23 protein-coding genes are annotated in these 25,142 nt (G+C 71.4%); 8 read left to right on the plus strand and 15 right to left on the minus strand.

Features of this window, described 5'->3' with window-relative positions; all coding sequences use genetic code 11:
- Positions 1–87: 87 nt before the first annotated feature.
- Positions 88–1,167: a succinyl-diaminopimelate desuccinylase gene (gene dapE / locus ACFYWX_RS37230; RefSeq protein WP_389429282.1), complete on the minus strand. Its 1,080-nt coding sequence runs from the start codon at positions 1,165–1,167 to the stop codon at positions 88–90.
- Positions 1,168–1,250: 83 nt separating this feature from the next.
- Between dapE and ACFYWX_RS37235 the strand changes: the two genes are divergently transcribed.
- The gene (locus tag ACFYWX_RS37235; protein WP_389429283.1) at positions 1,251–2,243 is read left to right on the plus strand and encodes a heavy metal transporter; all 993 of its coding nucleotides are present in this window, start codon (positions 1,251–1,253) and stop codon (positions 2,241–2,243) included.
- A gap of 275 nt (positions 2,244–2,518) precedes the next feature.
- Positions 2,519–2,956, plus strand: coding sequence for an ATP-binding protein (locus tag ACFYWX_RS37240; RefSeq protein ID WP_389429284.1), 438 nt, complete (start codon positions 2,519–2,521; stop codon positions 2,954–2,956).
- 101 nt (positions 2,957–3,057) lie between these two features.
- Here the strand turns inward: ACFYWX_RS37240 and ACFYWX_RS37245 are convergent, their stop codons facing one another.
- Entirely contained in the window at positions 3,058–4,152 is a 1,095-nt protein-coding gene (locus ACFYWX_RS37245; protein WP_389429285.1) for a bifunctional succinyldiaminopimelate transaminase/glutamate-prephenate aminotransferase, read from the minus strand.
- A gap of 112 nt (positions 4,153–4,264) precedes the next feature.
- Positions 4,265–4,585: a ferredoxin gene (fdxA, locus tag ACFYWX_RS37250; protein ID WP_030929316.1), complete on the minus strand. Its 321-nt coding sequence runs from the start codon at positions 4,583–4,585 to the stop codon at positions 4,265–4,267.
- A gap of 140 nt (positions 4,586–4,725) precedes the next feature.
- On the opposite strand from fdxA, the gene ACFYWX_RS37255 reads away from it, so the two are divergent.
- Both ACFYWX_RS37255 and ACFYWX_RS37260 read left to right on the plus strand, forming a co-directional pair.
- Positions 4,726–5,817, plus strand: coding sequence for a GNAT family N-acetyltransferase (locus ACFYWX_RS37255; protein WP_389429286.1), 1,092 nt, complete (start codon positions 4,726–4,728; stop codon positions 5,815–5,817).
- Positions 5,818–5,833: 16 nt separating this feature from the next.
- A complete protein-coding gene (locus ACFYWX_RS37260; protein ID WP_389429287.1) occupies positions 5,834–6,700 on the plus strand; it encodes a tetratricopeptide repeat protein in 867 nt (288 codons plus the stop codon).
- A gap of 121 nt (positions 6,701–6,821) precedes the next feature.
- Here the strand turns inward: ACFYWX_RS37260 and ACFYWX_RS37265 are convergent, their stop codons facing one another.
- From ACFYWX_RS37265 to ACFYWX_RS37305, 9 genes are all read right to left on the minus strand, one after another.
- The gene (locus ACFYWX_RS37265; protein WP_389429288.1) at positions 6,822–7,436 is read right to left on the minus strand and encodes a DNA-binding response regulator; all 615 of its coding nucleotides are present in this window, start codon (positions 7,434–7,436) and stop codon (positions 6,822–6,824) included.
- Positions 7,433–8,575: a sensor histidine kinase gene (locus tag ACFYWX_RS37270; protein WP_389429334.1), complete on the minus strand. Its 1,143-nt coding sequence runs from the start codon at positions 8,573–8,575 to the stop codon at positions 7,433–7,435. Before ACFYWX_RS37270 ends, ACFYWX_RS37265 begins: the two co-directional genes overlap by 4 nt.
- A 56-nt stretch (positions 8,576–8,631) precedes the next feature.
- The gene (locus ACFYWX_RS37275; protein WP_389429289.1) at positions 8,632–9,372 is read right to left on the minus strand and encodes an ABC transporter permease; all 741 of its coding nucleotides are present in this window, start codon (positions 9,370–9,372) and stop codon (positions 8,632–8,634) included.
- Positions 9,369–10,304 carry an ABC transporter ATP-binding protein gene (locus tag ACFYWX_RS37280; RefSeq protein WP_389429290.1) on the minus strand — a complete coding sequence of 312 codons (936 nt, stop codon included), beginning with the start codon at positions 10,302–10,304 and terminating at the stop codon, positions 9,369–9,371. Before ACFYWX_RS37280 ends, ACFYWX_RS37275 begins: the two co-directional genes overlap by 4 nt.
- A gap of 149 nt (positions 10,305–10,453) precedes the next feature.
- Complete coding sequence (locus ACFYWX_RS37285; RefSeq protein WP_389429291.1) at positions 10,454–12,835, minus strand: hypothetical protein; 2,382 nt, start codon at positions 12,833–12,835, stop codon at positions 10,454–10,456.
- A gap of 156 nt (positions 12,836–12,991) precedes the next feature.
- The gene (locus tag ACFYWX_RS37290) at positions 12,992–13,408 is read right to left on the minus strand and encodes a DUF6113 family protein (RefSeq protein ID WP_389429292.1); all 417 of its coding nucleotides are present in this window, start codon (positions 13,406–13,408) and stop codon (positions 12,992–12,994) included.
- Positions 13,405–14,274, minus strand: a complete 870-nt coding sequence (gene mshB / locus ACFYWX_RS37295; RefSeq protein WP_389429293.1) for an N-acetyl-1-D-myo-inositol-2-amino-2-deoxy-alpha-D-glucopyranoside deacetylase — start codon at positions 14,272–14,274, stop codon at positions 13,405–13,407. The genes ACFYWX_RS37290 and mshB overlap by 4 nt, the downstream gene beginning before the upstream one ends.
- Positions 14,275–14,370: 96 nt before the next feature.
- Positions 14,371–15,252, minus strand: coding sequence for a hypothetical protein (locus ACFYWX_RS37300; RefSeq protein ID WP_389429294.1), 882 nt, complete (start codon positions 15,250–15,252; stop codon positions 14,371–14,373).
- Between the two features lie 25 nt (positions 15,253–15,277).
- Positions 15,278–16,159: a helix-turn-helix domain-containing protein gene (locus ACFYWX_RS37305; protein WP_389429295.1), complete on the minus strand. Its 882-nt coding sequence runs from the start codon at positions 16,157–16,159 to the stop codon at positions 15,278–15,280.
- A 325-nt stretch (positions 16,160–16,484) separates the two neighbouring features.
- On the opposite strand from ACFYWX_RS37305, the gene ACFYWX_RS37310 reads away from it, so the two are divergent.
- Positions 16,485–16,784 (plus strand): NIPSNAP family protein, encoded by a 300-nt coding sequence (locus ACFYWX_RS37310; RefSeq protein WP_389429296.1) that lies wholly within the window; start codon positions 16,485–16,487, stop codon positions 16,782–16,784.
- A gap of 8 nt (positions 16,785–16,792) precedes the next feature.
- Here the strand turns inward: ACFYWX_RS37310 and ACFYWX_RS37315 are convergent, their stop codons facing one another.
- Positions 16,793–20,335 carry an NACHT and WD repeat domain-containing protein gene (locus ACFYWX_RS37315; RefSeq protein WP_389429297.1) on the minus strand — a complete coding sequence of 1,181 codons (3,543 nt, stop codon included), beginning with the start codon at positions 20,333–20,335 and terminating at the stop codon, positions 16,793–16,795.
- 365 nt (positions 20,336–20,700) lie between these two features.
- Between ACFYWX_RS37315 and ACFYWX_RS37320 the strand changes: the two genes are divergently transcribed.
- Positions 20,701–21,579 (plus strand): helix-turn-helix domain-containing protein, encoded by an 879-nt coding sequence (locus ACFYWX_RS37320; protein ID WP_389429298.1) that lies wholly within the window; start codon positions 20,701–20,703, stop codon positions 21,577–21,579.
- Positions 21,576–21,785, plus strand: coding sequence for a DUF397 domain-containing protein (locus tag ACFYWX_RS37325; protein WP_389429299.1), 210 nt, complete (start codon positions 21,576–21,578; stop codon positions 21,783–21,785). The genes ACFYWX_RS37320 and ACFYWX_RS37325 overlap by 4 nt, the downstream gene beginning before the upstream one ends.
- A gap of 286 nt (positions 21,786–22,071) precedes the next feature.
- On the opposite strand, the gene ACFYWX_RS37330 is transcribed toward ACFYWX_RS37325, so the two are convergent.
- Both ACFYWX_RS37330 and ACFYWX_RS37335 read right to left on the minus strand, forming a co-directional pair.
- Entirely contained in the window at positions 22,072–22,437 is a 366-nt protein-coding gene (locus ACFYWX_RS37330) for a DEAD/DEAH box helicase family protein (RefSeq protein ID WP_389429300.1), read from the minus strand.
- A gap of 225 nt (positions 22,438–22,662) precedes the next feature.
- Entirely contained in the window at positions 22,663–22,857 is a 195-nt protein-coding gene (locus tag ACFYWX_RS37335; RefSeq protein ID WP_389429301.1) for a hypothetical protein, read from the minus strand.
- Positions 22,858–23,015: 158 nt separating this feature from the next.
- Here ACFYWX_RS37335 and ACFYWX_RS37340 point away from each other — a divergent pair, with 158 nt between their 5' ends.
- On the plus strand, positions 23,016–25,142 hold the full coding sequence (locus tag ACFYWX_RS37340; protein ID WP_389429302.1) for a prolyl oligopeptidase family serine peptidase: 2,127 nt from the start codon (positions 23,016–23,018) through the stop codon (positions 25,140–25,142).

Genomic DNA, 25,142 nt, shown 5'->3' on the forward strand with positions numbered 1-25,142 from the left:
GCTCCCTCCGCTTGCCTCTTTCGACCTCAGCGTAGATCTACGCGGGTTACGTGCGGGGGACGTCCGCATGTCTGCCGTGAAGCGCCGTCACGCCGTCAGCCAGGCGCGCAGGCGCTCCTCCCCCCCAATGATCTTCGCCGTGTCCACCCGCTCGTCCCGCTTGTGCGCCAAGTGGGGGTTGCCGGGGCCGTAGTTGACCGCCGGAACGCCCAGTGCCGAGAAGCGCGAGACGTCCGTCCAGCCGTACTTCGGCTGCGGGGTGCCGCCCACCGCCTCGATGAAGGCCGCCGCGGCCGGATGGGAGAGTCCGGGCAGGGCGGCCCCGCTGTGGTCGTCCACGACGAACTCGGTCACCCCGCAGTCCGCGAAGACCTCCTCGACATGCGCGATGGCTTCCTCGGGCGTCCGGTCGGGCGCGTAGCGGAAGTTGACGGTCACCACGCACTCGTCGGGGATCACGTTCCCGGCCACTCCGCCGCTGATGCCCACCGCGTTGAGGCCCTCCCGGTACTCCAGGCCGTCGATCACGGGGTAACGCGGCTCGTACGAGGCCAGCCGGGCCAGGATGGGGGACGCCGCGTGGATCGCGTTCGAGCCCATCCAGCCGCGCGCGGAGTGGGCCCGCTCGCCCTTCGTCTTCAGCAGCACGCGCAGGGTGCCCTGGCAGCCGCCCTCCACCTGGCCGTCCGACGGCTCCAGCAGGACCGCGAAATCGCCCTCCAGCCACTGCGGGTGGGCCTCGGCGACGTGCTTGAGGCCGTTGAGGTCGGCGGCGACCTCCTCGTTGTCGTAGAAGACGAAGGTCAGGTCGCGGTTGGGGGCCGGGACCGTCGCCGCGATGCGCAGCTGCACCGCCACGCCCGCCTTCATGTCACAGGTGCCGCAGCCCCACAGGACGCCGTCCTCGTCGAGCCGGGAGGGGACGTTGTCCGCGATCGGGACGGTGTCGATGTGGCCGGCGAGGATCACACGCTCGGGCCGCCCCAGGTTCGTCCGGGCGATCACGTTGTTGCCGAACCGGTGCACCGTCAGGTGCGGCAGCCCACGCAGGGCGTTCTCGACAGCGTCCGCGAGCGGCTTCTCGTTGCCGCTCTCCGAGGGAAAGTCGACGAGACGCGCGGTGAGCGCGGCGGCATCCAGCGTGAGGTCAAGCGTGGTGTCGGCCATGGCACCGACCCTAACGCGCCAAGCCTGCGCACACGGTCCTCACCTTGCTCTGCGGGCACCGTACTCTCCAGTACCTTGTACGCGTGCCAGAGCCGTCCCCCTCCCCCAAACGCCGCGGCCGCCTCCTCCGTTACGGGGCGGCGTTCGTCGCCCTGTCGTCGGTAGCCGGTTACCTCGCGGTGCAGTACGTCACCGGAGGCGCGGGCGATCCGGGCTGCAAGGTCGTCTCCGTCCAGGGCGCCGGGACCTACGAGTTCTCGCCCGAGCAGGCGGTGAACGCGGCGACGATAGCGGCGGTCGGCACCAACCTCGGCTTGCCCCGACGGGCGGTGACCATCGCGCTCGCCACCGCGATCCAGGAGTCGGGCCTGCGCAACATCGACCACGGCGACCGCGACTCCCTGGGACTGTTCCAGCAGCGGCCCTCGCAGGGCTGGGGCACCCCGAGCGAGATCATGGACCCGATCTACTCGGCGGACATCTTCTACGAGCACCTCGCCAAGGTCCGCGACTACACCCGTCTCCCCCTGACCGTCGCCGCGCAGCGTGTGCAGCGCAGCGGCTACCCGGAGGCGTACGCCAAGCACGAGCCGGACGCCACGCTGCTCGCCGCCGCCCTCACCGGCCAGGCGGCGGCCACGCTGACCTGCGCGGGGCGCCCCGGCGCCACCCCGACCGACGGGCCGGACGCGGTGCGCGCGGCGCTCGTGCGGGACTTCGGGCAGGGTGCGGTGCAGGAGGCCGGCGCCGAGGTGGGGGCGAAGGCCTCGCCCACGCCGACGGCGAGCACCGCCCCGACCGCCAGGACCGACGGGCGCACCGTGACCGTGCCGGTGCCCGAGGACCCGAAGGACGCGTCCGGGCGCAGCCCGCGGGAGCGGGGCTGGCAGCTGGCGCACTGGGCGGTGGCCAACGCCTCCGCGCTGCACATCGAGCGCGTCTCGTACGCCGGCCGGGAGTGGACCGCCGGGAACACCGACAGCCGGTGGCGGACGCCCCCTGCGGAAGATGCGGCCGGGGCGGGGCAGTCGGCGGGGGCCGGCGCGGGTTCCGTGCGGATCGTGACCGCACAGTAGTACGGGTCCTCCCCCGGAGGGGTTACCTGGGCGGCGGGGTGCACGGGGTGTCGCGCGCCCAGCCCCTTCTTCGTCGGAACCCTTGAGAACAAGGGGCCGTAAGGATTCAGCAGATTTTCGCGTCGGATGTTCTTTGCCCGTTTTTATCCGCAGCCGACCATGCGGCGCATTACCAACTCTTTACGTTGGGACGCCGCAACCTTCACGGAGTTCGAGCGGTAGTCACTGCGTCCGAGGTCGGACACGTCAACGTTCTCTTCCGTCAAAGGAGCATCATGTCCCTCCCCCTGACCCGTCGGATCGCCCGTGCCGCGCTGATCGTCGCAGCGGGAGCGGCCGCCGGGGTCGGTGCGGCCGGCTCCGCGAGCGCGGCTCCCGAACTGCCCGCCACCCCGAACCTCGGGGCCACCGCCCTGGACGCGGCGAGCGCCGGCAGCACCCTCGACGGTGCGACGCAGCACGTCACCGGGCTCGCGGGCGACACCGGCGGCAAGGCGGTCAAGAAGGCGGTTCCCGCCGCGGGCAAGACCAGTGGCAAGGCCCTGAAGAAGGCGACGCCGACCGCGCAGAAGACGGTCGGCGAGGCGGCCGGCTCCGCCGGGGACGTCCTCGGGGACACCACCTCGACGGCGACGAAGGGCGGGCTGCCGACGGGCTCCCTCACGAAGGGTGCGGGTGGCGGCCTGCCGGGTGGGCTGCCGCTGGGCGGCTGACCGCCATTTCGCGCGGACGACGGGGTTCAGGATGCTTCCTGGGCCCCGTCGCCTTTTGGGGTGCGTGTGCTGGGGTCGGGGCCTGTTTCAGCGGTTGCGGGTCACTTGAGGCGCTCCACCGCTGCCCGCACCCGTTCGTCCGTCGCTGTCAGGGCCACTCGTACGAACTGGGCGCCTGCCTCGCCGTAGAAGTCGCCCGGTGCCACCAGGATGCCCAGGGCGGCCAGGTGGGCCACCGTGTCCCAGCAGGACTCGTTCCTCGTGGCCCAGAGGTAGAGGCTGGCCTCGCTGTGCTCGATGCGGAAGCCGTGGGCGAGGAGGGCGGCGCGGAGGGCGGTGCGACGGGTGGCGTAGCGGTCGCGTTGGGCGCGGACGTGGTCGTCGTCGCCGAGGGCCGCGACGACCGCCGCCTGGGTGGGCGCCGACGTCATCATGCCGCCGTGCTTGCGGATCTCCAGGAGGGGCGCCAGCACCGCCGGGTCACCGGCGAGGAAGGCCGCGCGGTAGCCCGCCAGGTTGGAGCGCTTGGAGAGGGAGTGGACCGAGACGAGGCCGTCGTAGGAGCCGCCGTTGACGTCCGGGTGGAGGACGGAGACCGGGTCGGCCTCCCAGCCGAGCTCGAGGTAGCACTCGTCGGAGAAGACGAGCACGCCGTGTTCGCGGGCCCAGGCGACGATCCTGGTCAGCTCCTCCTTCGAGAGAACCTTGCCCGTGGGGTTGGACGGTGAGTTCAGCCAGAGGAGCTTGAGGTTCGAGGGGTCCAGGTCCGTCGGATCGTCGTAGACCTCGTAGTCGGCTCGGGCGAGGCGGGCGCCGACCTCGTACGTGGGGTAGGCCAGGCGCGGGTAAGCCACCTTGTCCCCGGGGCCGAGGCCCAGCTGGGTGGGGAGCCAGGCGACCAGTTCCTTGGAGCCGACGATCGGCAGGACGTGGCGGTGGGTGACCCCACGGGCGCCGAGCCGGCGCTCGACCCAGCCGGTGATCGCGTCGCGCAGTTCGGGCGTGCCCCAGACCGTCGGGTAACCCGGGGAGTCGGCCGCCGAGATCAGCGCCTTCTGGATCAGCTCGGGCACCGGGTCGACCGGGGTGCCGACGGAGAGGTCGACGATGCCGTCCGGGTGGGCGGCGGCCGTGGTCTTGTACGGCGCCAGCTTGTCCCAGGGGAAGGTCGGGAGGCGGTCGGAGACTGCGGACACGGGTGGCTCACTTTCTGTACGTACGGCAAACGCCTCGGTCCCGTACGGCGGTGATCACGAGCGATCAGGCCGTACGGGACCGAGGCGGCGCATGCGGGGCCGCTTCCTGGGCCTACTCGGCCTGCGGCGGCAGCGCGGCGATGAAGGGGTGGTCGCGCTCGATCAGCCCCAGCTTGCTGGCACCGCCGGGGGAGCCCAGCTCGTCGAAGAACTCGACGTTCGCCTTGTAGTAGTCCTTCCACTCCTCGGGAGTGTCGTCCTCGTAGAAGATCGCCTCAACCGGGCAGACCGGCTCACAGGCACCACAGTCGACGCATTCGTCCGGGTGGATGTACAAGGACCGCTGGCCCTCGTAGATGCAGTCGACCGGGCACTCCTCGATGCACGCCTTGTCCTTGACGTCGACACAAGGCTGCGCGATGACGTAGGTCACGCTGTCGTTCCTCCTCGATAGGGCGCCGGCGGGCCTCCATAGGCTCCGCCGCCTGGCGCGCGGGAGCGCGGCGTCGTCGATGCCCGCCCCTAGTATCTCCGTTCTTGGGCATGATCCGAACAGGAGGGGTGAACTGACCTGTGGAAATCTCTGCCACCGGACGCCTCGAGGTCCGTATCACCGCTGCTGACGTGGGTAAACGAGTCTCCGTACGGTGCTTGAGTGAACCTGGTGCGTCAACGGAGAAGTTCACCGACACGGTGGGTGTTCTCACATCATGGGACAGCGGTGTGCTGGTGATCACACGAAAGAACGGGGCGAGCGTCCTCATCCCGGAGTCGTCGCTGGTCGCGGGCAAGGTCGTACCTGCGGCCCCGGCGCGGCGCCGGGGGCCCGCCGCCTCCTACGAGGAGCTCGCCCGGGTCGCCGCGCGGGCCTGGCTGCCGGTGGAGAGCGAGCGGCTCGGGGAGTGGGAGCTGCGGGCCGCCGAGGGATTCACCCGGCGGGCCAACTCGGTGCTGCCGCTCGGTGACCCCGGGCTGCCGCTCGACGAGGCCCTCGCCTCCGTCACCCGCTGGTACGGCGAACGCGGCCTGCCCGCCTACGTCCAGACGGCGACCGGCGCCGAGGGCTCTCAGGAGCTGCTGTGTGCGGAGCTGGAGCGGCGCGGGTGGGTGCGTGAGGTGACCGCCGAGCTGTGGATCGGGGCGCTGGCGCCGGTCGCGGACCAGGACGCGTCGGCCGAGGTCTCCGTGACACGGGAGGCCGGTGAGGCGTGGCTGGCGCGGTACCAGCGCAAGGGCGTGAGCGAGGTGGCCCTGAAGGTGCTCGGCGGGGGGTCCCCCCGCTCGAGCGAAGCCGAGAGTGAGGGAGGGCCCTCGGTGTGGTTCGCGTCCGTGCCGGGTGAGACGGCCGGGGCGCCGCCCGCCGCCATCGGGCGGTGTGTCGTGGACGGGCGGTGGGCCGGGTTCGCCGCGGTCGAGGTCGACCCGGCACAGCGGCGGCGCGGGCTGGCCACCGCGGTGATGGTCGCGCTGGCCCGGCGCGCGCTGGACGAGGGTGCCTCGGCCGCCTGGCTCCAGGTCGAGACGGACAACGTGGGGGCGCGGGCCCTGTACGCCGACATGGGCTTCGCGGCGCACCACGCCTACCACCACTATCGGCAGCCGCCGGCTTCCGGAACCGGGGCCGGCTCCGACTCCGGCTCCAGCTCCGACTCCGACCTCGGCTGAGGGGACACGAACCGCCATGTACGAGCCCCCTGTGCCCTCCCCCTGCCCCCCGCCGCCCGAGCGCGCCGCCGAGGTGCGGCGCCGGTTCGCCGAGGAGGTGCGGTCCGAGCGGCCCGATCTGTCGATGCTGTGTCTGCTGGTGGGTGCGGCGGCCGACGGAACACTCGACGAGGCGGGCATGGACGCGGCCCAGGTGGAGCTGGACGAGCTGGCGGGCCGGCTGCCGTTCCGGCCCGGCGGCCCGCGCTCCTGGGCCGTCGCACTGCGGGAGCTGCTCGGCGACCGGTTGGGGTTCCGTGGTGGCCCCGCCGACTACCGGCGGCTGGAGTCCTCGCTGCTGCACGAGGTCCTGCGGCGGCGGCGCGGGCTGCCGATCCTGCTGTCGGTGGTGTGGGTGGAGGTCGCGCGGCGGGCGGGGGCGCCGGTGTACGGGGTCGCGCTGCCGGGGCACTTCGTCGTGGGGTTCGGGCCGGAGGACGCGCAGGTGCTCGTGGACCCGTTCGACGGCGGGCGGGTGTTGACGGGGGCGGACGCGGAGGTGCTCGTGGCGGGGGCGACGGGGACGTCGTTGGAGCCGTCGATGTTGGCGCCCGCGGATCCGATCGAGGTGCTGGTGCGGATCCTGAACAACATCCGGGCGTGGGCTGCCGCGCGGCCGGAGCGGTCGGATGTGGCGTTGTGGGCGGTGGAGTTGTCGTTGGAGGTGCCGTCGCATCCGGCTCGGTTGCGGTATGAGCGGGCGCAGTTGCTGGTGCAGCGGGGTGACTTCGTCGAGGGTGCGGCGGAGTTGGAGGCGTACGCGGAGCTCGTGGGCGCGGTTGACGAGTCGGCCGCGGAGAAGGTGCGGGGGCAGGCGCTGGCGGCTCGGGCGAGGCTCAACTGAGAGCGCGGTTCGGGGTGCGCTTGTTGTTCGGGTGCGGCTGTGGTCGGGCTGGTCGCGCCCACGCGGCGGAGCCGCATGTCGATACAGCCCCGCGCCCCTGGGGCGCTGCACCTCGGCGCGCTTACAACCAGCCCTTCTCCCTTGCTCTTGACGCGGCCTCCGTTCTGTTCCTTGCCGCCAGCTTCTGGATCGCCGTCGACAGGTAGTTGCGCACCGTGCCCTGGGACAGGTGCAGGGCCGCCGCCAGTTCCGCGTTCGTCGAGCCGTCGGCCGCCGCGCGGAGGATTTCGCGTTCCCTGTCCGTCAGGGGGTTGGCCCCCTCCGCCAGGGCCGCTGCCGCGAGGGTGGGGTCGATGACCCGTTCCCCGGCCAGCACTTTGCGGACGGCGGCGGCGAGTTGGGCGGCGGGGGCGTCCTTGACCAGGAAGGCGTCGGCGCCGGCCTCCATGGCGCTGCGGAGGTAGCCGGGACGGCCGAAGGTGGTGAGGACGACGAGCTTGAGTGCGGGGAGCTCCTTGTGGAGCAGCGCCGCCGCCTCGATGCCGGTGGCGCCCGGCATCTCGATGTCGAGGAGGGCCACGTCCACGTCGTGTTCCCGGGCGGCCGCGAGGACCTCGTCACCGCGGGCCACCTGGGCGACCACCTCGATGTCGTCCTCAAGGCCGAGCAGGGCGGCCAGTGCCTCGCGGACCATCGACTGGTCCTCGGCGAGGAGGACCTTGATCGTACGGCTCATGACGCGGATCCTACGTCCGCGACGGCGGGGGCGGGCACGCGGGCGACCAGGCGGAAACCGTGCTTGGTGCGGCCCGCCTCGAGGGTGCCGCCCGCCTTCTCCAGGCGCTCGGTGAGGCCGGTGAGGCCGTTGCCGGGGGCCTTGCCGGAGCCACCCGAGCCGTCGTCCTCGACGGAGAGTTCGAGGGTGGGGCCGTCGAGGGTCTGGCGGCGCAGCAGCTCCACCGTGCAGCGCTGGGCGCCGCTGTGCCGTACGACGTTGGTGACGGCCTCGCGCAGGGCCCAGGCGAGGGCGGACTCGCTGTCCTCCAGGACGCCGGTGAGGTCGGGGTCGGTGGGGAGTTCGGCGGTGACGCCGGCCGCCGTCAGGGCGACCTGGGTGCCGGCGAGCTCGGCGGCCAGGCGGGGGCGCCGGTAGCCGGTGACGGCCTCGCGGACGTCGACGAGGGCCTGGCGGCTGACCTGTTCGATGTCGGCGACCTGCTGGGCCGCCTTGTCGGGGTGGCCGGGGAGCATACGGCCCGCCAGCTCGCTCTTCAGCGTGATCAGGGAGAGGGAGTGGCCGAGCAGGTCGTGCAGGTCACGGGCGAGACGCAGCCGCTCCTCGTTGGCGGCGAGCTGGGCGACGGTGGCCCGGGCCCTGCGCAACTCGATGGTCGTACGGATGAGTTGGCTGACGCCGGTCATCGCGAAGCCGATGAGCTGGACGAGGAGCAGCAGGTTGAGGGCGTCCTCCTCGCCGACCTGGAGCCCCACGAGCAGCATCACCCCGCCCGTCGCGGGGATCGCCCAGTAGGCGAGTTGAAGCGGGAGGATCATCCCGCAGGCGACGGAGACGTAGCAGTACAGGCCCAGCCAGGCGGAGCCGAGGGTGAGGCAGAGCAGGGTGGCGAGCGCGGCCAGGACGACGATCAGGCCGCCGATGACCCAACGGGCGTACGGCCGGCCCATGTTCCGGAAGACCAGCGCCAGGTAGAGCCCGACGAAGGCCGCGAGGCCGAGCCAGCCGGCCACGGTGCCGCCGGTCGTGTGGTTGCCGGAGGCCAGGTCGTGCACGGGCGAGCTGAGGAAGACCAGCCAGATGCCGATCCACACGCTCTTGCGCAGCCGCTCGCGCCGGTTGCGGGGCGGCTGTCCCATCAGCGTCAGCCGGTCCGCCATCTGCTCCTCGGAACACGGGTCCTGCGTCGTCGCGTTCACGCCTTCAGCGTGTCCTTCCGGTACAGCCAGGCCGCGCCGCCCGCGAACAGGGCGAAGGAGACGGCGAGCACGGCGATGTCCTGGGCATGCGGGGCGGAACTCTGTTCGATGGCCCGCCCCAGGGCAGCGTACGCGTGCGTGGGCAGCCATTTGGCGATGTCCTGAAGCCAGTCGGGGAAGGTCGTCGTCGGCATCCACAGGCCGCCAAGCATGGACATCCCGAAGTAGACGATCATCGTGATCGGGCGGACGGCGTCCCCGCTGGCGAGGTAGCCGAGGGCGACGCCGAGCGCGGCGAAGACCAGGCTGCCCGCCCAGATCGCACCGGTGAGGGCGAGCCACTGCCAGGCGTCGAGGCGTACGTCCTTCAGGGCCGCGGCGACGACGAAGACGACCACGATGGACGGCAGGCTCACGACGGCGGCGCTCGCCGTCTTGGCGAGGACGTAGCCGCGCCCCGGCAGCGGGGTCAGCCGCAGCTGCCGCACCCAGCCGCTCTCGCGCTCCTTGGCGATGCGCTCGCTGTTGCCCATCAGGACGGCGGTCAGGGCGCCGAAGGACGCCATGGAGACCATCATGTAGGTCGGCAGGGTCAGCCCCGTGCCGTCCACCTTCGTGGTGCTGTCGGAGTTGCCCGCGATGATCAGGAACAGCAGCGACGGGTAGATCACCGAGAAGAACAGGAACTTGCGGTTGCGCAGGGCGCGGGCCAGTTCCAGCTTGATCAGGCTGTTCACTGCTGCTTCGCCTCCTCGGCGGCGGTGATGGCGACGAAGGCCTGCTCCAGGCCGAGCCCGGCGACTTCGAGGTTGCGGGGGTAGAGGCCGAGGCCGTACACGGCGTGGACGGTGGCGTCGGCGTCGGAGGACTGGATGCGGACGGTGTGGCCCGACACGTCTATCGAGGTCAGGAAGGGCAGGTCGCGCAGCGCCGCCTCGTCGGTCCCGCCGATCCCGTCGGCCAGGTCGAAGGAGATCCTCCGGGCGCCCGCCTTCGCCTTGATCTCGGCGGCCGTGCCGTCGGCCAGCAGCCGGCCCCGGTGCAGGACGAGCACCCGGTCCGCGATGGCGTCGGCCTCCTCCAGGTAGTGCGTGGCGAAGAGGACCGTACGGCCCTCGTCGGCCTGTTCGCGCACGGTGGCCCAGAAGGACTGGCGGGCGGAGACGTCCATGCCGGTGGTGGGCTCGTCCAGGACGATCAGGTCGCTGTCGCCCGCGGTGGCCAGGGCGAAGCGGACCCGCTGGACCTGACCGCCGGAGAGTTTGTTGACCTTGCGGTCGGCGATCTGCGCGAGGCCCGCGCGGGCCAGCACGTCGGCGGCCGGGTACGGGCGGGGGTGCAGGGCGCAGGCGAGGCGCACCAGCTCGGCGATCGTCACCTCGTCCATGAGGCCGCCGCTCTGCAGCATCGCGCCCACGCGCCCGGCGACGATCGCCTCGCGCGGGCTGGTGCCGAACACGCGGACCGCGCCGGCGTCGGGCTGCTTGAGCCCGAGCAGCAGGTCGAGGGTGGTCGACTTGCCTGCCCCGTTCGGGCCCAGCAGGGCCACGGTCTCCCCCGGATGCAGGGCGAGCGTCAGCCCGTCCACTGCGCGTACGTCGCCGTACGCCTTGCTCACCTGGTCGAATCCGACCACCGGGGTGGTGGTCGGCGCCACTGTCGTCGTCATGGAGCCATCGTGGCCGCGGGGGCCGGTGGCCCGGCAGTGTCGGCGGTCCTGGGTGCCGCATGACAGATGTCACGCGGCCCCTGAACGCCTCCGTACACGCCGAGGGGGCACCCGGCGTCGGCCGGGTGCCCCCTCGCTCGTGCGGGCCGTCAGTTCGGGGTGGTGTCGATGACGGCGACGCGGTCGCTCTTGCTCGTCAGGGCGGGGCGCAGGGCGCTGATCACGTCCTGGACCGTGACGGGCGTCTTCTGGCCGGTGCCGCGGGTGATCAGCACACCGTTGAAGGCGCCGCCGTACAGCTCCTTCAGCGCGGCCTGGTCGTAGTTCTCGACGAGCTTGCCGTCGACGGCCTTCACGCCGAGGAACTTCCACAGTGAGTTCTGCGGGCTGAGCAGGACCGAGTGCGCCGAGTCCGTCTGAACCGTGACGGGGGCGGACATCGCCGGCTGCGCGAACTTCTTCATCATCCGGTCGACCTCGGCGTTGGAGATCGTCGGCTGCTGGGTGGTCGTCGGGACCTTCACCGGGGTGGTCGCACCGGTCTCCACCTGGGTGCGGTACGCCTGCACGACCGACTCCTCGGCCTGGCCGACGGCGATGCCCTTGCCGGGCTTGCCGTAGACGGCGACGGCCTTGCCGGACTGGAACTTGATCGTTCCCTCGGTGACCGAGCCGGAGCCGCCCGCCGCGCTCTGCAGGGCCGCCCGCAGTTTCTCCTCGTCGACCGGCATGACGGGCTCGACGACCCGGTGCTGGCCGAAGAGGGAACCGACCACGGAGACCGGGTTGTAGTCGCTCTTGGCGGCCGCGTCGACCGTGGCCTGCATGTCGAACTGCAGGCCCGACTGTTGCGGCTTGAGAGCGACGGTGTCGCCGTCGACGGACAGCTTCAGCGCCTTGTCGACCTGGCCGTCGAAGGCGTCGTCGAGCTTCTTGACGGCGTCGTCGCGGGTGCCGCCGCCGATGTCGACGCCGAGCACGGTGGTGCCCTTGGGCACGTCGGAGTGGTTCATCAGCAGCCCGGCACCGTAGACGCCGGCCCCGGCGACGACCACGAGGCTGCCGAGCAGGACCAGCTTGCTGCGGCCCTTCTTTTTCTTCTTGGACGAGGCCGCGGGCTTGCTCTGCGTGGCCGGCTCGGGCTTCGCGGGCGTGTGCGGCAGCGGTCCGTCGGTGTGCGCGCCCGGACCGAACGGGCCCTGCTGGCCGGCCGAGGGCACGACGGGGATGCCGCTGGTCAGGGTGTGCCCGGAGACGTTGTCCGCGGGCCTGCCGTAGCCGCCCGCGGCGGGCTCGGGGGCCTGCTTCTGCGGCGTGAGGATCGCGGTGTCGTCGCTCAGGCCGGCCGCGGGCGGACGCCCGGCCTGCGGACCGGCGCCGGGGGCCATGCCGGGGCCGCCGGGGACACGCGGGCCTGCGGGACCGCCGGGGACACGCGGGCCTGCGGGGCCGCCGGGGCCCCCCGGACGGCCGTTGGCGCCGGGGCCACCCGGACCGGCCACGCCACCCGGACCGGCCACGCCACCGGGACCGGCCGCACCGCCGACCGGCGGCACCATGGGCCCGTCTCCGGTGACCGGACCGCCGGTCGGGCCCGAGGGGCCCTGCGGTCCACGCTGTCCGCCCTGCCCGTTCGGCCCGCCGTAGCCACCCTGGCCGCCGGGACCGCCCGGGCCGCTCTGGCCACCCGGGCCGCCGCGACCGTTCGTACCGCCGAAGCCGCTCTGCCCACCGTCGTTCTCCGAGAAGTACGGCAGCTCGTCGCGGCGCGATTCGGCGCCGCCGGGACGCGATCCGCCGCCCCGCGGCCCCGCGGCCAGCGCCTCGGTCACGTCGAAGGAGCCGGTGCCGCCGCCGTGCCCGGGCGCGACCGGGCCGCCGGTGGCGCCGGTAAGCCCCGAGCCGTTCGTACGGCCGCCCTTGGCACCGCCCGGGGCGCCCATGGAGCCGACCACACCACCGGGACGACCGGCACCGGGCCGCGCGCCGCCAGCCGCACCGGCACCGCCGGACGCGCCCGCACCCGCGGCTCCGGACGCACCGGAACCCGAACCGCCGGAAGCAGCCGCGCCCGAACCGCCCGGCAGACCGGCCCCGTTGGTGGAGCCGCCGCCCGGACCGCCCTTGGGGCCGCCGGACTTGCGGGGCGCGAACCAGTCGCTGGTCTTCTCCTCGCCCGAAGCCGCTGGCTCGGCGGACGGCGGCTCGACCGTGCCGGTGGACGTGCCGGTGGACGTGGCGCTACTCGCCGCCTGCGTCTCGGCGCCCGTGTCCTCGCCGGCGCCGTCGGAGTCCCCGACGGGCGTGCGCACGACGACCGGTGGAATGGGCCGCGATCCGGGGATGTTGATCCGGATCCTGGTGGTCAGCGTGGTCTCGGTCTTGCGCTCCTCCGGCTGCGCGGCCGAACGGCCCGCGTCCGCACCGGCGTCGGAAGCCATGGGGGTCCCGTACGGCGGCGTGCCCGAAGGGTATGCGGCTCCGCCGCGCCCGTTGGACCCGGTGGACGGAGTGTCAGTTTCACGACTCAAGGCAGGTTCTCCCGGTTGGCTCCGCCGCCCGTCACGACCTCACGCGGGCACCTCGGCGGCGCGCACCACCATACTGGCCACTTCCGGCGCTTATCCCGCGACCGCTGGGGAAACCCACACGGGACTCGCACGCGGACCGTCAGGCGAAGTGGTACGTCACTTGCCAAGTCGGACGCCGTCGCCGCCTGGTTGCCGCCCTCCGCCAAGGGTGGCGCAGATCACAGCGAGAGCCATCCCGCCGAGCAGGAAGACGTACGAGCCGCCTCCGGCGCCGAACAGGAAGTCGCCTTCCGGGCGGCTGGCGGTGAGCAGGATGACGGTGACCGTCCAGCCCACGGCGGGCGCGACCGCGCCGCCCCGGCTGTTCGTCGCCCGGGCCCCGCCGAGGAAGAGCCCGGCCGCGCCCACGAGCGCGAGCAGCAGCCCGCCCGGGAACCAGCCGGCCTGGACCAGCGACCCGGCCAGGGCGACCACCGCGCCGAGCACGAACAGCCCCAGCAGCGCGGCGGCCCGTCCGGCGGAAGGGCGTTGCAGCGGCTGGGCGAGCATGGAGCCCCCACCGTCGGTCTTCATGAGGCCTCCTCGATGCCGGCGAACAGATCGGTCTCCCGCTCGGCCGCCCGCTCCGGGGCAGGCTTCCCGCGCACCAACTCGTAGTACTCCGTGGTGAAGAGAGGCTGGGCGAGTTCGTTGGAGAGGGCGAAGTACGGCTCCGCGACCTCGATCTGAGTGGCGTGCGCGCGCATCGCGGCGGCCTTGGCGGCGGCGTACGCGGTGCCGTCGATCTCCGCGGTGATCCGGTCGTCGCCGACGACGCCGGGTACGTCGTCCACGGCGGCGGCCTTGGCGAAGGGCAGGCCGGGCAGGTCGTCGCGGAGGCGGGCGAAGGCGTCCTCGACGACCGGGCGCGGGACGCGGTTCCAGTAGACCTTGGCGATCTCCCAGCCCCGCTCGGCCGCGAGCTCGACGGCGCGCATGGCGACGCGGTGGGCCTGGATGTGGTCGGGGTGGCCGTAGCCGCCGTGGTCGTCGTAGGTGACGATGACCTGGGGGCGTACCTCGAGGATCACCTCGACGAGATGCCCGGCGGCCCCGTCGACGTCGGCCTGCCAGAAGCTGCTCTCGTCGTCGTTGTCGGGGAGACCCATCATCCCCGAGTCCTGGTAGCGCCCGGGGCCGCCGAGCTGACGGAAGTCCTCGACACCCAGCTCACGCAGGGCGGCGCCGAGCTCACCCAGCCGGTACTCGCCCAGCGCGGACCCGCTCAGATGCTGCAGATTGGGCGGGATGACCTCACCGAGCTCACCGAGCGTGCAGGTGACCAAAGTCACTCGCGCACCCTCTGTCACATACCGCGCCATGGTTGCGCCGTTGTTGATCGACTCGTCGTCGGGGTGCGCGTGCACGAGCAGCAGACGCCGGGCAGGTGCTTCCGTCATGCCCCCACCCTACGAGGCGACAGCGGCCGCCCGGCCACCTCCCCGACCGGGAGCCGTCGAACCCGGGCAGGGCGGGGTTCGACGGCTCTTGGGGGCTCAGGCCGAGGCTTCCGGCTCCGTGAAGATCTCATCGGCGGACGAGACGGTGACCGCGCGGGTCAGCCAGCGGCGCAGGAGGTCGGGGTCGTCGCAGTCGGTGATGCGCACATGCATCTCCTCGGGGACATTGAGGCCCCGTGCCTCCAGGACGAGCAGGACGTCCTCAGCTCCCCGCTCGGCACGCCCCTCGTCACGGATCTCTTCGGAGATGGATGACTTGTAGAAGGAAAGGTCCACGGCCACCAGGGTCCTCCAAATTTCTGCGGCCCGGCGCACGCTGTCCAGGCCTCGTGTGGTGAGTTCGATGATGGGGTCGGCAACGGTTTCAGGCACGTCCCGCAACGCTGTGGACAGGGCCTTCAGTATCCCAGTGACGTCCCGATCTTTTGCATGCGTGATGGCGGACAGCGCGGTCAGGGCCAGGTCGGCACGGGCTTCGTCCGGGTCAGTGATGAAGGGCATGTTGTGCGGACCGGCCACGAGCGGGCGCAGGGTGAGGGCAGCCCACCATCGGGGGCCGATGGGCACGGGTTGGGCTGCCCATGCCGCTGTGGCCCGGTCCTGGCAGACGACCAGCAGCAGGGGCGGGGTCTTGTACTTGGTGTAGAGGAAGGACAGGTAGTAGGCCCAGCTGGCGGACTTGTCCGGATCCTTCGCGCTCTGCGCCTCGACGGCCAGCAGGAACGGGTCGTCGCCGTCGAAACGCAGCAGTGTGTCGACACGGCGTTCGACGGGTTGGATCTCGGTGAGATCGGTGGGAAGAACCGTGACCGACGTGGGCTGGATGAAGGGCAGGCCGAGGACCTTGGAGACACCGGTGAACAAGCCGGGGTACTCCTGGAAGATCCGGTGCATCGCCTCGTGGGACGAGTTGACCATGCGTTTCCTTTGCTTGGTTGGGTCTTCAGCAGGCCGCGACCGACAGCTCCTGGCAGTCGCGGCAGCGGCCGCCCGGCTCGGGCGAGCGGAAGCCGCGGTCACACCCGTCGCAGTTCCGCATCGGGTGCCGGACGGGCGGCGGCGGCGCGGCCGGAGCCCGGAACGGGGGCGGAGGAGGCAATTGGGCCGTGAGGCGGTAGGCCAGGAGGGCCGCGGGGCGGCGCAGGCCCTCCGGCGGGAGATCCTCGGTCAGGGCCTGGCGTACGGCGGTGGGGCTGACGTCCCGCTCCAGCCAGGCGGCGACGCCGGGGGCAAGGTGCACCGTGTCGCAGGTCGAGAGGAGAAGGCGGGGGTCGTGGCGGCGGAGGCCGGCGAGGAGGTCGCTGGCTGCCTCGAGGAGGGCGGGGTGGGGGTGTGAGGGGCGCGGTACGGCGGGGAGGGGCTTGCCGGGTACACGCCGCTTCGGCCTGTCGGCGCTCTTCGGAGCGTGCCCGGCAGCAGCCGGTCGGCGCTGGTGGCCGGGCTGGTTGCAGGAGACCGTACGGGTGACGATGCGGCCGTCGGGGATGCGTTCACGTTCGCGGCGGAGATAGCCGTGGGCCTCCAGCTCGCGCAAGGCGGCGGCGATCCGGGTGGCCCCCTCGGGGAAGCGAGCCGCGAGGGACTTGATGTCGACGTGGGCGCCCTTCGGCAGCGACTGGATGTGCACCGCCAGCCCGATGGCGAGGAGGGACAGCTCCTCGTGCTGGGCGAGGTGGTTGCCGATCACCGTGAAGCGGGTGGTGTGGCGGGCGTTGTCGTGGACCAGGCCGCCGAATCCGGAGCGGGGGCGACGCCGGTTCGGGTGGTTGCTGGCGGCAACGCGGGACTGGGCGTGCGGAGGCACGCTAGGGTTCTGCGTATCCATCGGGAAGTCCTTACCTTCCTCGGTGGTCAGGCCCTCGCACTGGGATTGCAGTCCCGGCGGGGGCCGTCGCATTTTTGCGGTTGTTGCGCTGAGCGTAAGGCAGGCAATGGGCCACAAATCCAGCCGAGTTGGTGACATTCACTCGCGCGAGTGAGCGTGCGCTGCGGGCGGGAGGGGTGGGGCTTGGTCAGGTCATTTTCGCCGTCGTGGTCCTTGGAAAAGAGAGCGCCCCTCGCACCGGAGCACGGGCGGGCATGTTCCGGCGCCAGATGGGCTTCGCTCACTCGCGGGTGCCACCGTCCTCCCCTCGGAGAAGATGTCTGGCATGCCGAAGACCACACAGCTGCGTACGTACACCGTCCGGGACGGCCTGCTCGACGAGTGGGCGGAGCGGTGGCGGGAGGAAATCGTGCCGTTGCGACTGGAGTTGGGCTTCACCATCGGAGGGGCCTGGGTGGACCGGGAGCGCAACCAGTTCGTCTGGCTGATCTCGTACGAGGGCCCGGAGACCTTCGCCGAGCGCAACGCGCTGTACTGGTCGTCACCCGAGCGCAAGGCCATGGGCCTGGACCCGGACGACTACCTCGTCCACACCGACGACCGCACGGTCGAAGGTGTCTACTGATCACACCGTCACGCGGGGTCGAGCGGCAGCAAGTGCTGCCGCCGTTCCTCTTGAGTGAGGGTGCGGAAGACCCGTCCTCGGGCGGTCGCCTCCAGCCGGTCGTAGTCCGGCTCCGCCCGCCACACGCGCGCCGTCCCGTCGGCCGATGCCGTGAGCAGCCGTGTGCCGTCCGGGGACCAGGCCACGGAGGTCACCTTGTCCTGGTGGACGCCGACCACGGCGATCTCCTCAAGGGTGGTGGCGGACCAGAGCCGTACGGTGCAGTCGTCGGCGCCCGTGGCGATGCGCAGGCCGTCGGGTGACCAGGCGACGGCGCGAAGCCGTCCCTCGTGCCCCTTCAGCACCTCGATGCGCCGTCCGGTGACGACGTCCCACACGGCGGCCGTCCAGTCGCCGGAGGCGGTGGCGATCCTCGTCTCGTCCGGAGACCAGGCCGCGTCCTCCACGTAGTTGTCGTGGCCGCGCAGCACCGTGAACTGTTGCCCCTCCCCGATGTCCCACAGTCGGCACGTACGGTCGTCGGAGCAACTGGCGAGCAGCCGTCCGCTCGCCGACCAGGCCACGCGCCCCACCCAGTCTTGATGTTCCGTCAGTTTCAGCAGCTCGGTTCCGTCCAGCGCGGACAGGACACGTACGGCGCCGTCGTGGCCACCGGTGGCGATCCGGCCGCCATCGGGGGACCAGGCGCACCCCTCAACAACCTCGCCGTGTCGTTCGAACAGTGTGCCGCCGTGCCCGTCGGTGATCCGGAGCAGGCCGTCGTTGGTGCTGAGGGCGAGCCGTTCCCCCTGCGGAGACCAGGCGACGGCCCACGCCCGGTCCTCCGACTCGATCACCGGTCCGGCCGGAACGCCGGTGGCAGCGTCCCACACCCGTACGGTGCCGTCGTCCGAGGCCGTGGCGAAACGACCGCCGTTGCCGGACCACGCGGCCTGGTTCACCGGGGCCCGGTGACCGTCGGCCAGTACGGCCTCGGCGCCACGCGGGCGCAGGTCCCACACCATGCCGGTGCCGTCGGTGGAGCTGGTGGCGAGCATGGTCCCGCAGGGCGACCAGGTGACGCCCCACACGGTGTCGGCGTGACCACGCAGCACGGCCAGGACTTTGGCGTCCTCGGTGCCGACGATGCGCACGGTGCGGTCGGAGGAGGCGCTGGCCAGCATCCGCCCGTCCGGCGACCAGGCCAGGTTCCACACGTAGTCGGTGTGTCCTCGCAGCAACAGCCGCAGGTCGCCGGTCCCGGCGTCCCAGATACGCGCGGTGTGGTCCCCGGAGCCGGTGGCGATGTGCCGTCCGTCCGGTGACCAGGCGATGCCCTCGACGAAGTCCGAGTGGCCCGTGAGTGTGGTGACCGCCCTCCCGGTCGTCAGGTCCCACACGATCGCGGTCTGGTCGTGTGCGGCGGAGGCTAGGCGGTTGCCATCCGGCGACCAGGCCACACCCCACACGTCCTCGTCGTGCCCGTGCAGCTCGTGCACGAGCCTCCCGGTGTCCGCCTCCCAGACCCGTACGGTCCGGTCCTTGCAGCTCGCCGCGACATGCCGTCCGTCCGGCGACCAGGCCACCTGCCTGTTGAGGTCTCCGGCACCGGTGAGCAGCCGGACCGGCTCCCCCGAGGCGGCGTCCCAGATCCGTACGACACGGTCACGGCCGGCGGTTGCCACCCTCGCCGAGTCCGGGGACCAGGCGACGGACTCGACCATGACGCCGTCGCAGGGCAGCACCAGCAGCGCGCGCCCGGACCGCGCGTCGTAAAGGCGGGCGGTGCCGTCCCGGGACGCCGTGGCCAGCATGCGCCCGTCCGGGGACCATGCGATGTGCCGGACGGTGTCAGTGTGTCCGTCGAGCCGGGAGCGGAGGTGACTCGCCGCCAGTGCCGCCATCAGCCCACGCCTGGCCGAGGGCGTGGGCGTGCACTCGCCGAGCGCGGCGAGCGAGAGCAACAGGGAGCGCTCCGGCTCGCTCTCCGCACTCAGTAGGACCTGCCGGCCGATGCTGTCAGAGACCCGGCTCAGGAAGGTCAGGTCGCGGCGCTGTGAGGATTCGATGAGCGCGCGAGCGGGTGCGGACGCCTGCCCGGACTCCTCCAGTGCTTCGAGCCAGCGCCGGGCCGCCGTAAGGCGTTCCCCAGTGAGGAGATAGTCGTCGCTGCGTCCGGCCCGCTCCCAGTCGGCCGCCCACCGCTCCAGCTCGGCGCGCTCACGAAGTCGTTCGGCCTGTGCCTCGACCTCCTGCCGCAGCGGGGCCCACTGACGGAACAGGGCCTCGTGCGTCACCTGCGCGTAGGGCTCGCTGCTGGTTGCGGATCCGCCGCCAGCAATGTCGGTGCGCAGCAGCCGCGCCTCAACGAAGGCATCGACGACATGGCGGTCCCGTTCGTCGAGTTCGGACAACGGCACATGGCGGCGAGCCACGTCCTGTCCCTCGACGGTGACGAACCTGAGCAGGACGCGGAGGACGGAGTCGATGCCCACGCCCGCACCGAGCCCGGTCACGGTGTTGTCCGCCTGGCGGGCCAGCGCGCCGGGTACTCCGCCGAGCCGCCGGTACAGCTCCTCGGTAACCGTTCCGCCAGGGCCGGAGGCGAAGTACAACTCCTGGAGGAGATAGGCGAGCAGCGGCAGGGCGTCGTCCGCCCCGGTCTCGCTCACGATGGTGTCGACAACCCCGGGCTCGAAGCTGAGGCCGACGAGGGCCCCGGGTCGCTCCACGGCTTCGGCGAGCTGTGCTCTGCCCAACGTACCGATGGCGACAGGGTGCTGGAGGAGTTCCGCGTGTCCGGTGCCGAGGAGCCGACCGAGCAGGTCCACCCGGAGGGTGACCAGTACGCGGACCGCCGGGTCCTGTTCCACGCAGGCGCGCAGCGCTTCGAGGAACTGGGCGCGTTCTCGCTCCCCCGCCAGGGTGACGACCTCCTCGAACTGGTCGACCACGAGGAGTATCCGCCGGAACCGGCCGCCACGCAGCCGCGACAGTTCGGCTCGCAGCGCGTCCGGCGACTGGCGCAACCTGCGTAGTACTGCACTCGCCGGTTCCTGCCCGTCGGCAATGGCCGCCAGCGCTCCCGCGAGGGCGCCCAGCGGGTTGGGGCCGGGGGCGAAGGCCGGTACGACGGTCCAGCGGCGTTCCCGAAGCCGGGGCATCACTCCAGCCCTGACCAGCGAGGACTTTCCGCTTCCTGACGCTCCGACCAGCACCAGGAGCCGTTCTGCGGGGCGGGCCACGGTGGAGTTCAGCCTGCGCGTCAATTCGGCGGCCTGCGCCTCCCGGCCGAAGTAGACGGGCGCCTCGTCCTCGTCGAACGCGTCGAGGCCCGGGTAGGGAACCCGGTCACGCGGCCACTCGATCCGGGGCGGCGCGGGATTCTCCAGCCGGTAGACGACGACCTGCCCGACCACGAGTGCCACGATCAGCACACCGATGGCCGGAACGGAGAACCTCTGAATCGCCTCCAATGCCCAGGGAACCTTGTCGGTGCTGGTCGCGTAGTTGGTGGCGATTCCGAGTAAGCAGGCGACGAGCGCCAGCATGATCTGAAGCGCAACCTGCATACGGTTCCTCATCGGGCACAACTCACGACCGCGTCGCCACCTGCCAGCACCGCTCAACCCCCGTCCCACCGGCCTCTACAGACCGGCATCGCGTCACCGCTATGACCATCTTCTGAGGCCTAACGGGAGCGTTCAACGGTGCGTACGGGTTTCGGCCAGGCAAAGCGGAGCGGGGTCCAACGGCACCTTCAGCGGCGCCGGTTTCGTGGATCACGTCACGCGGAGTGGCGAAGCCTTATCGTAAGAAGTGACGACACGATCACACATAGTGACTGTCCGGGCTTTGTCCAGCGTTGTCCGGGCCGGTCGGAGTGCTGCGTACGGGTAGTGCGTCGTTGCCAAGTCGTACGACGGGAGGGCGCCGAGTGAGCGTGGACAGTGACGCGGGACGGCTCAGCACGGGCGAGGCCGACGAGCCGGGGTGGGAGGTGGACCCGGACGACGACTGGGGTGTCGCGGTGGTCGCCACGGTGGGGCGGCAGGTGAAGCTGCGGCGGGAGGCCGTGGGGATGCGGGCCGGTCAGTTCGGGGAGGCCGTCGGGTACGGCGAGGACATGGTCTACAAAATCGAAAGCGGTAAGCGCATCCCCCGGCCTGAGTTCCTGGACAGGGCGGACGAGGTGCTGGGGGCGGGTGGGTTGCTCTCGGCGATGAAGGAGGACGTGAAGAAGGTCCGTTACCCCAAGACAGTTCGGGATCTTGCACGGATGGAGGCAAAAGCAGCCGAACTGACTGCTTACGGCACCCACAATCTTCACGGTCTCCTGCAGACGGCTGACTACATGCGGGCATTGTTCGAGATGCGACGGCCAGCTCACCCGCAGGACGAGGTGGAGCGGCTGATCGGGGCACGTTTGGCCCGGAAATCGATCTTCGAGCGTGCACCTGCTCCCGACCTCTGCTTCGTCCAGGAAGAGGCGACGCTCAAGCGTCCGCTCGGGGGCAAAATGGTGTTGCGTGGCCAGTTGGAGCATCTCCTGGAGCTCAGTCAGATGAGGAACGTGGAGATCCAGGTGATGCCGATCGACCGCACGGTCCATGCCGGCATGGGAGGAGAGATCCAAGTGCTCAAGTTCGCTGACGGCACGGCAGTCGGCCGTGCCGAAGGAGACTTCGGCAGTCGGCCGGTCTCCGAGTTGAAGCATCTTCGGATCATGGAACTACGGTGTGGCATCATCCGGGCTCAGGCTCTCTCGCCGGAGGAGTCACTGGCCTTCATCGAGCAAGTTCTGGGGGAGACATGATCCGGAAGACCTGTGCGGAGGACGGCTCGGGGCTGCGGTGGTTCAAGAGCAGCTACAGCGACAGCAGCAACAGCAATGAGTGCGTTGAGGTCGCAACGACCCCCGCCCTCGTCCACGTCCGCGACTCCAAGCACACCTCCGGCCCCTGCCTCCGGCTCTCGCGGGAGGCCTGGGCCGACTTCGTGCCGTACGCATCCGAAGGCTGATGGTCTAGTCGATCTCGGCCTCCGGTACGGCGACCTCGCCGCCGAAGAAGCCTGCGATGGCCGTGAACTCGTTCAGGGCGGCTTGGAGGCCACGGACGATCTCCTCGGCGATCACCTCGGGCGGTTTGATGTCCGCCTTCGGGACCTCGCCGTCCTGGCCGATGACCGTGATCGCGGACTTGCGACCCAGGGAGAGTTTGCGAGGACGAGGGTGGCGTGCTTGCCGTGATCGGCTCGTCCGCCCCGTAGGTCTCGTCCAGGTTCGAGGAATTCTTGCCCTCCCCGTTCACGCCGTTGGCGGCGTCTCCGCCGTCGCCGACCGCAACCTCGTTCGTCTCCGGCTCGTCCGTCTCCGGCCCGTCCGGCAACTCCTCGCCCTTGAGGAGCGCGCACATCCGCTGGACCGGTCCCCGTCCGGTGCCCTGTACTTGTCGAACTCGGCGCGGGCTTGCCGACCGAGGTTGTTGCGGTCGACGAGGAAAAGGATCCTGCGGGCTCCAGCGTGGCACGGCAGGTGGTAGGTCTCCGTGACGGCCGTGAGCGTCTTGCCGGCGCCCGTGGTCCCTGGATGAGGGCGTGCGGGCGGTCGGCCGCCAGAGAGCCCTCCAGGCCCGTGATGGCGCCAACCTGGACCATGCGCGGGAGCGGGCATCGGGGTCGACGCTGTTGAGGAAGTACGTTTCCACGCCCGTGCTGACGTAGCGGAACGCGAAGGGTTCTCCCTGCGCCACACGACCGTCGCGTGCCCCCCACTCCCACCCTGCACCTGCCCCGGATCCGTCACGCTTACGGATCCGGATGCGGGGAAGACGTGGAAAACGGCGGCCACGGGTGAGCTCCAGTCAGCCAGCCACCGGAGCCCACGTGCCTCCGCGCGTCAGAACTTGATGCTGCCGATCATCCCCGCGATGTTCGTCGTCAGCTCGCTGATCGTCGGAGCGATCGTGGAGGAGGCCAGGTAGAAACCGAGCAGGATGCAGACGACAGCATGACCGCCCTTCAGCCCCGACTTCTTGATCAACAAGAAGACGACGATCGCCAGCAGCACCACCGCCGAAATCGAGAGTGCCACGGCGGCTCACCTCCAAATCAGAGCGCGGCCATTTTGTAAATCCATACGACGGGCAGCAGGTTCATACCCACACAGCGCTAGTGATCATAACTATGAGTACGCGCGCATCGGTCGGCGCACAGCCGCACAAGGGGGCGCACGGCCAATATGGTCAGGGGATGACGACCGAGCCTGACTCCTTCCCCCGACGGCACGCCCGCACCCAGCGGTTCTCGCTCGGCGCGCCGCGTTCGTTCACCGTGGCTCCCGACGGTTCCCGTGTCGTGTTCCTGCGGTCCGCCTCCGGCACGGACCGGGCGGGCGCGCTGTGGGTCCTTGATCCGGCCAACGGCCGGGAGCGGGTGGCGGCCGACCCGTACGCCCTGCTGGGCGGCGCCTCGGAGAACCTGTCCGCCGAGGAGCGGGCCCGGCGCGAACGCAGTCGCGAGGGCGGCGCGGGCATCATCGGCTACGCCACCGACACGACCGTCGAACTGGCCTCTTTCGCGTTGTCAGGGCGGCTTTTCGCGGCGGAGCTGCGGGCCGGCACCGCACGCGAGCTCCCCGCCCCCGGGCCGGTGATCGACCCGCGCCCCTCCCCCGACGGGCGGCGGATCGCCTACGCCGCCGACGGCGCCCTGCGGGTCGTGGGCGCCGAGGGCGAGGGCGACCGGGCGCTCGCCGAACCGGAGTCGGAGGGGGTGTCGTACGGCACGGCCGAGTTCATCGCGGCCGAGGAGATGGGGAGGTCACGCGGCTTCTGGTGGTCGCCTCAGAGCGATCGGCTGCTGGTGGCGCGGGTGGACGACACGCCGGTGGGGCGGTGGTGGATCTCCGACCCCGCCCATCCGGAACGTGACCCACAACACGTGGCGTATCCGGCGGCGGGCACCGCGAACGCGGAGGTCCGGCTGTTCGCGGTCGATCTGGACGGGACGCGCACGGAGGTCGTCTGGGACCGGGCCCGTTATCCGTATCTGGCGCGAGTGCACTGGTCAGCGGCGGGTGCGCCGCTGCTGCTCGTGCAGGCTCGCGACCAGCGCAGCCAGTTGTATCTGGCGGTGGACCCGGAGTCCGGGGCGACCCGGATGGTGCACGCGGACGAAGATCCAGTTTGGCTTGATCTTTTCCCCGGAGTGCCGTGCTGGACCCCGTCGGGACGGCTCGTGCGGATCGCCGACGAGGGCGGCGCGCGGGTCCTCGCGGTCGGCGAACGGCCCCTGACGAGGGCGCAGTTGCAGGTGCGGGCGGTGCTGGACGTCTCCGACGAGGACGTGCTGGTCTCGGCGTCGGCCGGCGAGGACGCGGCGGCCCCGGAGACCGGCGAGGTGCATGTGTATCGCGTCAACGAGCTGGGGGTCGAGCGCGTCTCCCAGGAGCCCGGTGTGCACTCGGCGGTGCGGGCCGGGGGCGTGACCGTGTTGGTGTCGGCGGCGCTCGACCGGCCGGGGGCCCGGGCCCAGGTACTGCGCGACGGGAAGCCGGGGCCCTTTGTGACGTCGTATGCCGAGGATCCCGGTTTGTCCCCGCGCGTGACACTCACCGAGGGGGGCGCACGCCGCGTCCCGTGCGCCGTGCTTATGCCAACGGACTACCGCGGTGACACTCCCCTCCCCGTCCTGCTGGACCCCTACGGCGGTCCGCACGGTCCGCGGGTGCTCGCCGCGCACAACGCGTACCTCACCTCGCAGTGGTTCGCCGACCAGGGTTTCGCGGTGGTAGTCGCCGACGGCCGCGGCACCCCCGGCCGCTCCCCCGCCTGGGAGAAGGCGATCCACCACGACCTGACGGTCTCCCTGGAGGACCAGGTCGACGCGCTCCAGGACCTCGCGCAGCGGTACCCCCTGGACCTGTCCCGGGTGGCGATCCGCGGCTGGTCGTACGGCGGCTGGCTGGCGGGCCTCGCGGTGCTGCGCCGGCCGGACGTCTTCCACGCGGGTATCGCGGGAGCGCCGGTGACCGACTGGCGGCTGTACGACACCCACTACACCGAGCGGTACCTGGGCGACCCGGCCGCGACCCCAAAGTCGTACGCCAGGAGCTCACTCGTCACCGACGAGGGGCTCTCCTCGCCCGCCGAGCCGCACCGCCCGCTGATGGTCGTGCACGGTCTGGCCGACGACAACGTGGTCGTCGCGCACGCCCTGCGGCTGTCCTCCGCCCTGCTGGCCGCGGGCCGCCCGCACGAGGTGCTGCCGCTGTCCGGCGTGACCCACATGACCCCGCAGGAGCAGGTCGCGGAGAACCTGCTGCTGCTTCAGGTGGACTTCCTGAAGCGGTCGCTGGGCCTCGCCCCGCTGGACTAG

It is taken from the genome of Streptomyces sp. NPDC002888 (assembly GCF_042888465.1).
GTDB lineage: Bacteria > Actinomycetota > Actinomycetes > Streptomycetales > Streptomycetaceae > Streptomyces.

Bases quoted from the DNA above. Each gene is read 5' to 3' on its own strand.
- dapE (WP_389429282.1), bottom strand. From the start codon at position 1,167: ATGGCCGACACCACGCTTGACCTCACGCTGGATGCCGCCGCGCTCACC.
- ACFYWX_RS37240 (WP_389429284.1), top strand. From the start codon at position 2,519: ATGTCCCTCCCCCTGACCCGTCGGATCGCCCGTGCCGCGCTGATCGTC.
- ACFYWX_RS37260 (WP_389429287.1), top strand. From the start codon at position 5,834: ATGTACGAGCCCCCTGTGCCCTCCCCCTGCCCCCCGCCGCCCGAGCGC.
- ACFYWX_RS37265 (WP_389429288.1), bottom strand. From the start codon at position 7,436: ATGAGCCGTACGATCAAGGTCCTCCTCGCCGAGGACCAGTCGATGGTC.
- ACFYWX_RS37270 (WP_389429334.1), bottom strand. From the start codon at position 8,575: ATGGGACAGCCGCCCCGCAACCGGCGCGAGCGGCTGCGCAAGAGCGTG.
- ACFYWX_RS37280 (WP_389429290.1), bottom strand. From the start codon at position 10,304: ATGACGACGACAGTGGCGCCGACCACCACCCCGGTGGTCGGATTCGAC.
- ACFYWX_RS37290 (WP_389429292.1), bottom strand. From the start codon at position 13,408: ATGAAGACCGACGGTGGGGGCTCCATGCTCGCCCAGCCGCTGCAACGC.
- mshB (WP_389429293.1), bottom strand. From the start codon at position 14,274: ATGACGGAAGCACCTGCCCGGCGTCTGCTGCTCGTGCACGCGCACCCC.
- ACFYWX_RS37300 (WP_389429294.1), bottom strand. From the start codon at position 15,252: ATGGTCAACTCGTCCCACGAGGCGATGCACCGGATCTTCCAGGAGTAC.
- ACFYWX_RS37305 (WP_389429295.1), bottom strand. From the start codon at position 16,159: ATGGATACGCAGAACCCTAGCGTGCCTCCGCACGCCCAGTCCCGCGTT.
- ACFYWX_RS37310 (WP_389429296.1), top strand. From the start codon at position 16,485: ATGCCGAAGACCACACAGCTGCGTACGTACACCGTCCGGGACGGCCTG.
- ACFYWX_RS37315 (WP_389429297.1), bottom strand. From the start codon at position 20,335: ATGCAGGTTGCGCTTCAGATCATGCTGGCGCTCGTCGCCTGCTTACTC.
- ACFYWX_RS37325 (WP_389429299.1), top strand. From the start codon at position 21,576: ATGATCCGGAAGACCTGTGCGGAGGACGGCTCGGGGCTGCGGTGGTTC.
- ACFYWX_RS37330 (WP_389429300.1), bottom strand. From the start codon at position 22,437: ATGCCCGCTCCCGCGCATGGTCCAGGTTGGCGCCATCACGGGCCTGGA.
- ACFYWX_RS37340 (WP_389429302.1), top strand. From the start codon at position 23,016: ATGACGACCGAGCCTGACTCCTTCCCCCGACGGCACGCCCGCACCCAG.